Raw genomic sequence first — 11,791 nt, 5'->3', positions numbered from 1 at the left:
AGTCGACGAGGAAACTGCTGGGACAACAGCCCGATGGAGCGCTTCTTTAGAAGCTTAAAAACAGAATGGATACCGATGACCGGCTATCGGGATATCGGTGAGGCTAAGAGTGAAATTTCACGATATGTGACGGGGTATTACAGTCAGCTGAGACCACATCAATATAACGGTGGGCTGACACCCAATGAGTCAGAGCGAAGATACTGGCTTGAATACAAAACCGTGGCCAATTTTAGTTGACCACTACAAATCCCCCACCACAGGCCTAAGTTGAGAGATTTCACACAAATTTCCCCTAGGGCCTGTTTATCTTTCGCGTTCATTTTTGCAGCATTCTGTATCGCTTTTATACAAGGTAGAGCGATTGTCATGTAGTGCACTACATCAATGAGCGATAACGCAGTAGAAAAATGATACAGACGCTGCCCGCAGGGTTCGTCTTGAGCACGTTCAACGCTTTGTTTCTCGGCTTTTATATAGAATAACTATACTTCAAGCCTCATGCCGCGATTTGAACGTGCTCAATTAGAACAAAAATTGTTCTCAAAAGGTCAACAGGCCCTAGGGCCTGTTTATCTTTCGCGTTCATTTTTGCAGCATTCTGTATCGCTTTAATACAAGGCAGAGCGATTGTCATGTAGTGCACTACATCAATGAGCGATAACGCAGTAGAAAAGTGATACAGACGCTGCCCGCAGGGTTCGTCTTGAGCACGTTCAACGCTTTGTTACTCGGCTTTTATATAAAATAACTATACTTCAAGCCTTATGCCGCGATTTGAACGAGCTCAATTAGAACAAAAATTGTTCTCAAAAGGTCAACAGGCCCTAGATAAATTCTTCGCTAAAGTAACAAACTGCGTCATTTGACATACTCCCGAGGAGAACTAAAGGTATAATGACGACAAAATGCTTCGTTTATCCTTATAGGAACTCCTTATGACTCAAGATGAAATGAAAAAAGCCGCCGGATGGGCTGCGCTCGAGTATGTTGAGAAAGACAGTATTGTCGGCGTAGGTACCGGCTCGACCGTTAACCACTTTATCGATGCCCTGGCCACCATGAAGGCCGACATCGAAGGTGCAGTGTCTAGCTCTGAGGCCTCGACCGAGAAGATGAAGGCGCTGGGGATCCCGGTTTTTGATCTGAACTCTGTCGATCAGCTCTCTGTCTATGTCGATGGTGCCGATGAGATCAATGGCCACATGGACATGATCAAGGGTGGCGGCGCGGCATTGACCCGCGAGAAGATTGTCGCCGCCGTGGCCGACAAGTTCGTCTGTATCGTGGATAACACCAAGGAAGTTGAGGTATTGGGCGAGTTCCCGCTGCCGGTCGAAGTGATCCCTATGGCGCGCTCTTACGTGGCACGCGAACTGGTAAAACTAGGTGGCGATCCTGTCTACCGCGAAGGCGTTGTTACCGATAACGGCAACGTGATCCTCGATGTCTACAACATGAAGATCGTTAATCCAAAAGAGCTGGAAGAGCAGATCAATCAGATCGTCGGCGTGGTCACCAACGGCCTGTTCGCCAACCGCGGCGCAGACGTGCTGCTGGTCGGCACCCCTGAAGGCGTCAAGACGGTTAAGCCATAGGCCAGACCCAGCCTTATCAAACAGCCTTATAAAAAAAGCCACTCATTGAGTGGCTTTTTTTATATCTGGGCCAGAGCCCCTTGTCGCTTCTTAGTAGGCGACGCTGATCCGCTGACGGCCATAGTCATCTGAAGCGATGAGATCTAACATCGCCTTAGCGTAATCCGTTACCGAGATGCGGCTGCGCCCTGCGTCATCGGTAAAAAACCGATCGCCACCAATGCGGTAAGCAGCTTCGCTGTCACCTGGATAGATCTCGGCGGCCGGGCTGACAAAGGTCCAGTTAACGGCCGAGTCGCTCTCTCGAAACACCTTAAGCGCCTCACCCTGGGCCAGGGCCTCATCCTTATATTCTGGCGGAAAGTCCGGCGATTGTACTAAGGTCACACCGGGAGCCAGCTCCAGGCTACCTGCGCCGCCGACCCACAAGAGGCGCTTCACCTGCGTCTTGGGCAGCACCTCGAGTAGCGCCTTGGCGCTCGATGGCACCAGCTGATGCTGACCCGAGGCGCGTCCGCCCACGGCGGCGATCACCAGATCGATCCCCTCAAATACCTGAGGGTCTATCGCCTGCTCAAGATCTAAGGCCCGCGCCTCAGTCTCGCCGGTTAACTTGGCAGGATCTCTCACCAGGGCGGTAACCGACAACTGGCGACGCTGCGCCTCCTGCATCAGTGTGCTGCCTATCCAACCTGTGGCGCCAATGATCGCTATATTCATCTTCTCTTCCTCACTGTTTGACTCGATTGACACCAGTTTACTTAGCAGCATTATCGTGACAAACAGCTTAAATAGAGCGTTATTGTTTCACTCTGTGTTACTAAATAGGGTTGCCAATATGGATAAGATCAGTGCTATTCGCAGCTTCGTCGAGGTCGCCAGCTGCGGCAGCTTCACCCAGGCCGCCGAGCAACTGAACCTGAGCCGACTACAGGTCTCCCGCCACATTCAGGAGGTGGAACGCTGGCTGGGGCTGCGCCTGCTGCATCGCACCACACGTAGCGTCAGCCTGAGCGTACAAGGCGAAGAGGCGTTTCTCTACTGTCAGAAGATACTCGACGAGGTTGCCGCCCTGCAAAACCGCGCCCAGCGCCACCGACAAGAACTGGTCGGCAGCATACGCATCGCCTGCCCCATCGGCCTGGGACAGGCGCTGCTGTTCGATGCGGTAGACGACTTTACCCAGGCACACCCAGAGGTCAAGGTACAGCTGGTGCTGTCCGACGAGATGGTGCAGCTAGTCGACGAACGGGTGGATATCGCCCTGCGTTACACCCAGCAGCCCGACGAGAGCCTGATCGCCCGCCGCCTGATGCAGATAGACTCTGTGCTGTGCGCCTCACCTGACTATCTCGCCAGGCATGAGCCCATCACTGAGCTCGGCGCTCTCACCGTGCACAACTGCCTGATCCACGTCAGCCAAAACAGCTGGCGATTTGTAAAAGACAATCAAAACCTTGAGCAACCGATTAGCGGCAACCTGCAAGCCAACGACATGGGCGTGCTCCTCAAGGCCGCGCTGCGAGGCAAAGGCATCATTCACCTGCCCTGCGACCTCGCCAATGCGCACCTAAGCTCGGGGGCGCTGGTCGAGCTGCTGCCGGACTATCATCTGCCGAGCAAGCAGCTGTGGGCCGTTTACCTCTCCCGCAGCTATCAGCAACATCTTATTCGTCACTTCATCGACTTTCTCGCCGATCGCTGGCAGCAAGACATAGTCAAACACCAGCCCGAATAGAGCTGTCGAAACAGAGAGAGAAGCAGCGAAACCAAGTAAGGCCTGTCTTAAACAACAGTAAGGGCTGCTGTAAGGAAAGCTGTGCAGGTGTAGCGATAAACTTGCAGCCAGGCAGCCGCGCCAGTTTAGCTGATGACTTTACACGCCGGCCATTCAAGATATGATGCTGAGTCCGGGTAAATGGGTTGCCCGATGGATAATGTGTACAAGGAGCCTGGCATGTTGGAATCACTACTTTCGTTAATCGCGGCAACCGGATTGCTCTTGGGCTCGCCAGGCCCCGCGCCACTGGCGCTTGCCGCCACAGGGGCCACCTTTGGCATCAGACGCGGCGCCCCCTTTCTTGCGGGCATACTCCTGGGACTCTCGGTCGCCATTATTGGTGCCAGCATTGGGCTCGCCGCCCTGTTTAGTCGCTTTCCCGAGCTTAGGCTCACCTGCCAACTGCTGGGCGCCGCCTATATCGCCTTTATCGCCTATAAGATCGCCAGCGCCCCCTGCACTCAGTTAGACGCGGCCCAGCGGGCGCCGAGTTTTAGGGATGGCTTTATCCTAAACCTGCTCAACCCCAAGGCCTACGCGGCCTTTCTTGCCATCTTCTCTCAGTTCTTGCTGCCACTCGAGAACACCAGCCTGGGCTATCTGGCCACAGGTATCTGCGCCTTGCTGGTCGCCACCCTGGTAGACAGCCTCTGGCTAGCCTTCGGTGGCCTGTTGCGACCGTGTTTTCCCGCCCACGCGCGGCAAGAGCGCTGCGAATTTTCTTCGCCATCGCCATGCTGATCGCCGTCGGTTACGCCCTGTGGGCATAACAGCCAGCAGCAGAGCGCCAGTAATAGGCCCTACACTTTAACCATATCAACAGGAGCAGATCATGACCAAAGCCGGGCGAGCTAGCATCACCACATTTACCATGATCCCCAATGTGGGCAAGGCCACCGCAGAGGACTTGCATAAGCTTGGACTAGCGCAGCCGAGGGATCTTGTCGGCCAAGATCCCTACCAGATGCACGCTAGGCTCGAAGCCATCACGGGCGAGCGTCACGACCCCTGCGTCATCGATGTCTTTATCGCCGCGGTGCGTTTCATGGAAGGCGAAGAGGCGCAGCCCTGGTGGCACTACACGCCCGAGCGTAAGGCGCATCTGGCCAAGGAAAATCAGGGCTAAGCTCGTTTTCCTTCTGGCCTCTTATGGCATCGAGAGATTAAAGATGCCACTATTACCCAAGCTCATCTCAACCCGAATAAGCCATGCTGACCACCTTAGCCATCAGTAACTACCGTTCTTTACGCGACATACGTCTGCCTCTCGGCCAGCTCAATCTGGTGACAGGCGCCAATGGCAGTGGTAAGTCCAATCTCTATAAGGCGCTGCGTCTGCTGGCACAAACGGCACAAGGCGGCGTAGTCAATGCCCTGGCTCAGGAGGGCGGACTAGACTCCTGCTTCTGGGCGGGACCGGAAAACCTTACTAAAGGAATGTTAAGCGGCGAGACAGAAATCACGCCTACTGTTCGCCAACAGACTAAGCGGTTAAGACTGGGCTTTGCCGGCGACGAGTTTAGCTACCTGATTGAGCTTGGTCTGCCCAAACCTGATAGCACCACCCTCTTTGGGCTGGATCCCCAGATTAAACGTGAGGCGATTTGGGTTGGCCATAAGTATCGCCCCGCCGCCGTGCTGGTAGAGCGCCGTGGCCCCATGGTGAAGGGGCGCGCCCAGCAAGGGGGACAAGACGGCTGGCTGAGCCTGAACCAACACATGCAAAATGGCGACAGTATCTTCACCGAGCTGTCGGACCCAGTACGTACACCCGAGGTGCTAAGACTCAGAGACAGCATTCGCGCCTGGCGTTTCTACGACCATTTTCGCAGTGATGGCGAGGCCCCTGCCCGTCAGCCACAGCTGGGGACCCGTACCCCGGTGTTGCATCATGATGGGCGAGACCTGGCTTCGGCGATTCAAACCATCTTCGAGATTGGCGACAGGCAGGACTTCGACGAGGCGGTGAGCGACGCCTTTCCCGGTGCCCGGGTCACCATAGCTGCCCAGCCAGGTGGGATGTTGGGCCTCGAGTTTCATCAGGAGGGACTGCTCAGGCCCCTCAATGCCAAGGAACTCTCCGATGGCACCTTAAGGTATCTGCTGTTGATCGCGGCCTTGCTGACACCCAGGCCGCCGGAGCTGATGGTATTGAACGAGCCTGAAACCAGCCTGCATCCGGATCTGCTACCGGCACTGGCCAGGCTTATTGCCAAGGCATCTGAGGTATGTCAGCTATGGGTGGTCTCCCACGCCAATCGCCTGATCAACGCCCTGAACGAATTTGAATCCTGCCAGCTCATCGAACTGGATAAACAGTTGGGGCAGACCAAGGTCTTGGGGCAAGATCTGCTCTCGACGCCAAGCTGGCACTGGCAACAAAAAGCCCAGGCCTAGGCCTGGGCTTGTTAGGGTCTATGAGGCGACTAAATCGAGAAGTCATCGCCTAGAGCGAGAACCAAACTCTAAAGTAAGAAGTGAGCGCTAAAGTGAGAAGTTAGCGATCGTCTTCTGAATACCGACCACGTCAGTGCCCTTCTTCAGCTCCTTCAACAGCGGCTCCTTCTGGCCCGAGATCCACAGCTTTAACTCGGCGTCCATGTCGAAGGTACCTGCGGTTTCCACCTCGAAATGGGTGATCGCCTTATAGGGCACAGAGTGATAACTCACCTTCTTGCCGGTCACGCCCTGCTTGTCGATGAGGATAAGGCGCTTGTTAGTAAACACAAACATATCGCGCACCACCCGGTAAGCCAGGGCTAACTGCTCGTTATCTCCCATGATCGGCCCCAGCTCTTGCGCCAGCTCCTGTAAATCGACTTCGGCAGCGTTGCCCATCAGTGCGTCTAGCAGTCCCATATATTTTCCTTAATAGCTAAAATGAGGTGTATCCCAGGGAAGGGGCGAACAAGTCGTCGCACAGCTCTGGCTCTGATAGCAGCGACAGTTCAAGGCATTCAACTGAGGGCATGCCGAGGCCTGCTGAAGTTGAATAACGCCGAAATGGTGTTGCTATCAAAGCCCCGCAGGGCGAGGCTTACAGCGGTATTTGCTGCGTTACAGTTCTTGCGAAGGACTAGGGCCATTCGCTGCAAACTGTGCCTTGCATCTATCCACTTTAAGCACACGCAGAGCAAGCGCGGGACTTATTCGCACCTTCCCTAGCCTATACCTGACGGTTAGCGCCGACAACCATCATTTCGCATTTAGGGCAGTCGAACACCAACTTGAGCACATCTTTGCCTATCTCTATCTGCAGCGGCTCGGCCTTGATGCCGGGCACCTCTTTCGGGCAGAGGTTGAAGTTAAAGCGCAGGCAGTGCTTGGTCACCATCAGCGGCGCATCCTCTGTGATACCGTTCTTCTCATAGGTATCTTCTATCTCGATCACCCCGTGGCGGGTATAGAAGTCTTTCGCCTTCTCGTTGGCCACGTTGCCCATGAAGCTCAGATGCTTAAAGGGATAGGTGGCGTCCTGATTATATTTCCACGCCTGCGGGCGCACATACCCCTCGACGCGCGCCTGCTCCAGAGCCGCAACCGTGTCACGGCGTAGGCCGTTAAGCTGGGAAGCCGGCATAAACCAGGCGCTGGCAGTCTCAACACGGATCTCGCGGGCCTCAAAGTCTGTACTGCCCAGCTTTCTTAGCTGCTTGTTCAGGTTCTGCATCGCCTTCTCGACGTCTGTGGCCGGGGTCTTCTCCATCGCCAGCTCACAGGTGGCGCTCAGGCCATATTGGTCCGTCATGGTCAGGGCGACCCCCTCGGGGGTATCGCTCAGCGTCATGTCCACCTTGATAATCCGCTTGGACGACTCCTTGGCCAGCACGGTTTCGAACGCCTGATCATGGTTACGATACAGGGTAGCACCCACCTTAAGATCGCCCGGCACGGCGATCACATACAGCTTGTTGCCGTCGGCGCGGTTGACCCTGAGCCCCTGCAGCTTATCGTCAGACTGCTTGGCCTTCTCATAGTTAGGCGGGAAGTAACACAGGCCGTCACCATTGTTGAAGCTATGGCTCGATGCTACCTGAATAAAGTCTTTGCCCAGGGCCGCCACCTTGCCCACCTCTTCGCCAATGTATTTGGGCGAACGGAAGTCGCTGACCCCCTGGCTACGCTCGTTAACGAAGTAGTCGGTGCGACCACGGTTAAAGGTCTTCTCGGTGTTAGGTGTGAAGGTGTGCTCGCAGCGGCCATGGCTCGAGGCGACAAACTCGGGGCGGCGCGCGATGATCTTATCCAGCTCCTGACGATAGTGAGCGGTCACGTTCTTCACATAGCTGAGATCTTTAAGACGCCCCTCAATCTTGAATGAGCGAATGCCCGCGTCGATCAGCGCCTCTAAGTTATCCGTCTGGTTGTTGTCTTTGAGAGACAAGAGGTGTTCGTTCTGCGCCAGCACCTCGCCCTGACGAGTCTTGAGATCCCCCGGCAGACGGCACATCTGCGAACACTCGCCGCGGTTGGCGCTGCGATTGCTAAAGGCGTGACTCAGGTTACACAGGCCGCTGTAGGCGACACACAGGGCGCCGTGGATGAAGAACTCCAGCTGCATATTAGTCTTGGCCGCCACGTCGCGGATCTGACTCAGGCCAAGCTCTCGGGCGAGCACCACCTGTGAGAAGCCCACCTGCTCGAGGAAGGCGACCTTCTCTGGGTTACGGTTATCCATCTGGGTACTGGCGTGCAGGGCGATAGGCGGAATATCCAGCTGCAACACGCCCATGTCCTGCACGATCAGCGCATCGGCGCCGGCCTCATATACCTGCCAGATCAGCTTCTGCGCGGCGTCCAGCTCGTCGTCCATCAGGATGGTGTTGATGGCGACAAATACCTGGGCATGGTAGCGGTGGGCAAACTCACACAGACGCGCGATATCCTCGACACTATTGCCTGCCGTCGCTCTGGCACCGAAGGCGGGGCCACCGATATAGACGGCGTCGGCACCATGCTTGATGGCCTCGATACCATAGTCGGCGTTCTTGGCGGGCGCCAGAAGCTCGAGGCGGTTTGAGCGGGTGGTTACCGGCGCACTGGCGGCGCTATCGGGGATAAAAATCTCAGGCTTGTCCATCAAGGTACTCGAATCAGATCACAGATAGATAAAAATTAGGGGCGCGATTATAACAGACCTGGCTCACAAAACACCTCGCCATCGCGCATTTTTTCACCAGATTATCGGCGAGATGGCTCGCCTTAGCCCTATTTGTCGCTCACATTAATGACCAGGTGCCGGTTCTATCGCGCCGTTAATCAGTAATGCACCGCCAACCAGAGGGTCTCCATGGTCTCGCTGGTCCAGCTCACCCTGTGACGACAATGGGCAGAAATATTAAGATGATCGCCCACCTTGAGGTGCACCACCTCGGCGCCCTCGAACACTAGGGTCGCCTCTCCTTGGAGCACCATGACCCACTCATTTCTGTCTTGATCGTACCATTGCCCCTCGGGCGTGCGATGGGCCTTAGAGACGATACGCTCTATCAGCACGCTACCCGTATCCACAAGAGGCTCGAAAGCCTCCAGGGTGAGATCCTCCGGCAAAGATTGAAAGATGTTGTGCTTCTCCATCGCCATTCCCTCAGTTTGTCTCGAGTAAGGTTTTCAGATTATTCAGCCCCTGGCTGAGATCCCGCTCGACCATGACATCCACCTGCATCAGCGGCAGCAGAATGTTCATCGGATAGGCCATGTGGCCGCTAAAGCCCCAATGCACCTCGGTCTGATTCGACCCTAGCGCCTGGGTGGTGATATAGGCGGAGGACACAGATTCAAACGGCGTCATAAACCTCAGCTGATATTCGATACGTTTGCCGGGAAAGATCGCCATGATCTCCTGCTCGCCGGAGCCCACATCCGGATTATCGCTGCACCAGCCGGAGACGAAGCCCACTGAACCATCCTCACCGCGATAGTATTGCTCCATGGCCGGATCCATCTTGGCCCACACGCTGAACTGATCCTGATTTTTGAGCCTTCTCAGGAACTCGAACACCTGCTCATTGGGTCTATCTATGACGACCTGGGTATCCACACGATAATCTTCTTCGATAAAGAGGGCGGCAATAAAGGGGGACGAGGCTAGCAGCAACACGAGTATCAAGAGTTTCTTTAGCATGACGAGTTCCTTAGGACTGGCACAAGCTGCCCCAGAGAACTGCTCAGGGCATGCGCTACTTGTCATAACATAGTCAAGATTGCGGCGACAGGAAAGCCATCGCGCGATGAAAACGAAACGAGAGTGGATAATTAACAAGGCGTTGCGACGTCAGCTCTCCCCACACAAACAAAAAGCGCATCACAGATGGGGGATGCGCTTTACACCGACATACAACAGTCGACGATAAACAGCAGAGTGAGGCTAACTCGAGTAGGCTGGCTTGAGTGAGGCAGACCTAAGTAAGGCAGGTGCGAGTGAGCAGCGCTTAGCGACTCGCCTTCAGTGCGGCCAGTCTTGCCTGCAGCTGCTGGTTTTCCGCCTCGATATGACGATAGAACGCCTTGTCGGCCAACTTAGATGCCGCCGCCTCATCGATCACCAACACCGCGTCGCGATGCAGTTGCAGCGCCGAGGCGGGACAGGCCGCGCTCAGGGCGCCCTCTACCGCGGCGCGAATCGCCTCGGCCTTGCTCTCGCCGGTTGCCAGCAGCAACACTTTTTTGGCATCCAGGATAGTGCCTATCCCCATGGTGATCGACAGATGCGGCTGATACTCCCCTTCGTCGAAGAAGCGGGCGTTATCTTCAATGGTCGCCTTGGTCAAGGTCTTCACCCGGGTACGTGACATCAAACCCGATGAGGGCTCGTTGAAGCCGATATGCCCGTTGCGGCCTATGCCGAGCAGCTGAATGTCGATACCGCCGGCGGCCTGGATCTGCGCCTCATAGGCTTCACAGGCGACGATGGGATCCTCGGCGTCTCCCGGCGGCACATGGGTGTTGGCCTTATCGATATCTATGGCGTCGAACAGCTGGCTATTCATGAAGTAGCGATAACTCTGGGGATGGCTACCCGCTAAACCCAGGTATTCATCCAGGTTAAAGCTGGTCACGGCCTTGAAAGAGACAGTCCCGGCCTGGTTGGCGGCAATCAGGCGCTGATAGAGGGATACAGGGGTCGATCCCGTCGCCAGTCCCAAGACCGAATCCGGCTTACGCTTAAGCTGATTGATAATGAGGTTGGCGCCATATTCGGCCACCTCGTCGCTGTCTCTTAGAATAACAATTTGCATGATTTGACTCTTCTCGGCCCTGGTAGTTAACGCGCTCTCTCGACGCCTGTCAGCATCACAGCTGAGCGTCGACAAGATAAATTAACATTACTATAACCACAAATGACAGCGTTGTCATTATTAATCTGATGGTAAAATCGACACGCCATTCGTGGTAAGCTAGCCCTGCCCTTTATCACAGAGAAACCTATGCCAGTCCCCCTCAATCAGACGCACAATCAGACGCACATGCAGGCAGCACCAGGCTCATCAGAACAGACAAGCACAGAGGCGCAAGATATCACTCAGCCCCAGCACTTCATGATCTACAAGCCCTATGGCTACCTGAGCCAATTTGTCGCCGAGCGGCGCAAGCGTAAGCCCCTGCTGGGCGAGCTGGCCGACTTCCCAAGCGGTATCATGGCGATCGGTCGGCTGGATCATGATTCAGAAGGGCTACTGCTGCTGACTACAAGCGGCAAGACCAGCCATGCGGTGCGCAGCAAGTCAATTGAGAAGGAGTACTATCTGCAGCTCGATGGCGAGATCACCGACCAGGCTATCGCCAGTCTCTGCGAGGGAGTCGAGATAGGAATCAAGGGTGAAAAATACCTTACCCTGCCCTGCCGGGCACACCGACTGGCGCAAGCGCCGAGCTTGCCAGGCAGAGGGCGCAAAATCAGAGATGCTCGTCACGGCCCCACCAGCTGGCTGGCAATCACCATCACAGAGGGGAAGAATCGTCAGCTACGTAAGATGACCGCCGCCGTAGGCTTTGCCACCCTCAGGTTAGTCAGGGTGCGCATCGGCGATATTCACTTGGGAACGCTGCTGCCGGGCGAGGTTCGCCAGCTTCAGACCCTCGGCTAGCATTAAGCGTTAACTCAAGCGCTAACTTAATAGCTAACTCAAGAACTAACTTAATAGCTAACTTAATAGCTAACTTAATAGCTAAGGAAGGTGCGAATAAGTCCCGTACTTGCTCTGCGTGTGCTTAAAGTGGATAGATGCAAGGCACAGTTTGCAGCGAATGGCCCTAGTCCTTCGCAAGAACTGTAACGCAGCAAATACCGCTGTAAGCCTCGCCCTGCGGGGCTTTGATAGCAACACCATTTCGGCGTTATTCAACTTCAGCAGGCCTCGGCATGCCCTCAGTTGAATGCCTTGAACTGTCGCTGCTATCAAAGCCAGAGCTG

Annotated in this window: 13 protein-coding genes; 7 read left to right on the top strand and 6 right to left on the bottom strand. The window is 55.3% G+C overall.

What is annotated here, in order from left to right:
- Together L1D47_RS19215 and rpiA are read left to right on the top strand one after the other, a co-directional pair.
- The coding region (locus L1D47_RS19215) for an integrase core domain-containing protein (RefSeq protein WP_239882331.1) at positions 1 to 240 on the top strand (240 nt) is incomplete at its 5' end.
- Positions 241 to 938: 698 nt separating this feature from the next.
- Entirely contained in the window at positions 939 to 1,598 is a 660-nt protein-coding gene (gene rpiA / locus L1D47_RS19210) for a ribose-5-phosphate isomerase RpiA (RefSeq protein ID WP_041510159.1), read from the top strand.
- A 90-nt stretch (positions 1,599 to 1,688) separates the two neighbouring features.
- Here the strand turns inward: rpiA and L1D47_RS19205 are convergent, their stop codons facing one another.
- A complete protein-coding gene (locus L1D47_RS19205) occupies positions 1,689 to 2,318 on the bottom strand; it encodes an NAD(P)H-binding protein (RefSeq protein ID WP_239886427.1) in 630 nt (209 codons plus the stop codon).
- Between the two features lie 118 nt (positions 2,319 to 2,436).
- Here L1D47_RS19205 and L1D47_RS19200 point away from each other — a divergent pair, with 118 nt between their 5' ends.
- The 4 genes from L1D47_RS19200 (at position 2,437) to L1D47_RS19185 (ending at position 5,775) form a co-directional block, all read left to right on the top strand.
- Positions 2,437 to 3,336 (top strand): LysR family transcriptional regulator, encoded by a 900-nt coding sequence (locus L1D47_RS19200; RefSeq protein WP_239886426.1) that lies wholly within the window; start codon positions 2,437 to 2,439, stop codon positions 3,334 to 3,336.
- Between the two features lie 219 nt (positions 3,337 to 3,555).
- A complete protein-coding gene (locus L1D47_RS19195; RefSeq protein ID WP_239886425.1) occupies positions 3,556 to 4,119 on the top strand; it encodes a LysE family translocator in 564 nt (187 codons plus the stop codon).
- Between the two features lie 91 nt (positions 4,120 to 4,210).
- Positions 4,211 to 4,504, top strand: coding sequence for a helix-hairpin-helix domain-containing protein (locus L1D47_RS19190; protein ID WP_239886424.1), 294 nt, complete (start codon positions 4,211 to 4,213; stop codon positions 4,502 to 4,504).
- Between the two features lie 83 nt (positions 4,505 to 4,587).
- Positions 4,588 to 5,775, top strand: a complete 1,188-nt coding sequence (locus L1D47_RS19185; RefSeq protein WP_239886423.1) for an AAA family ATPase — start codon at positions 4,588 to 4,590, stop codon at positions 5,773 to 5,775.
- An 87-nt stretch (positions 5,776 to 5,862) separates the two neighbouring features.
- On the opposite strand, the gene L1D47_RS19180 is transcribed toward L1D47_RS19185, so the two are convergent.
- From L1D47_RS19180 to nagB, 5 genes are all read right to left on the bottom strand, one after another.
- Entirely contained in the window at positions 5,863 to 6,237 is a 375-nt protein-coding gene (locus L1D47_RS19180; protein WP_239886422.1) for a PH domain-containing protein, read from the bottom strand.
- 307 nt (positions 6,238 to 6,544) lie between these two features.
- A complete protein-coding gene (locus L1D47_RS19175) occupies positions 6,545 to 8,458 on the bottom strand; it encodes a U32 family peptidase (protein ID WP_239886421.1) in 1,914 nt (637 codons plus the stop codon).
- A gap of 179 nt (positions 8,459 to 8,637) precedes the next feature.
- A complete protein-coding gene (locus tag L1D47_RS19170) occupies positions 8,638 to 8,955 on the bottom strand; it encodes a cupin domain-containing protein (protein ID WP_239886420.1) in 318 nt (105 codons plus the stop codon).
- 10 nt (positions 8,956 to 8,965) lie between these two features.
- Positions 8,966 to 9,502, bottom strand: a complete 537-nt coding sequence (locus tag L1D47_RS19165) for an SRPBCC family protein (RefSeq protein WP_239886419.1) — start codon at positions 9,500 to 9,502, stop codon at positions 8,966 to 8,968.
- Positions 9,503 to 9,809: 307 nt separating this feature from the next.
- Positions 9,810 to 10,616 carry a glucosamine-6-phosphate deaminase gene (nagB, locus tag L1D47_RS19160; protein WP_239886418.1) on the bottom strand — a complete coding sequence of 269 codons (807 nt, stop codon included), beginning with the start codon at positions 10,614 to 10,616 and terminating at the stop codon, positions 9,810 to 9,812.
- A 300-nt stretch (positions 10,617 to 10,916) separates the two neighbouring features.
- On the opposite strand from nagB, the gene L1D47_RS19155 reads away from it, so the two are divergent.
- The gene (locus tag L1D47_RS19155) at positions 10,917 to 11,465 is read left to right on the top strand and encodes a pseudouridine synthase (protein WP_239886428.1); all 549 of its coding nucleotides are present in this window, start codon (positions 10,917 to 10,919) and stop codon (positions 11,463 to 11,465) included.
- Positions 11,466 to 11,791 lie beyond the last annotated feature (326 nt).

It is taken from the genome of Shewanella sp. Isolate7 (assembly GCF_022398425.1).
In the GTDB taxonomy this organism is placed as follows: domain Bacteria; phylum Pseudomonadota; class Gammaproteobacteria; order Enterobacterales; family Shewanellaceae; genus Shewanella.
The sequence above is the reverse complement of the archived record's forward strand: the minus strand, read 5'-3'. Positions and strand labels throughout refer to the sequence as shown.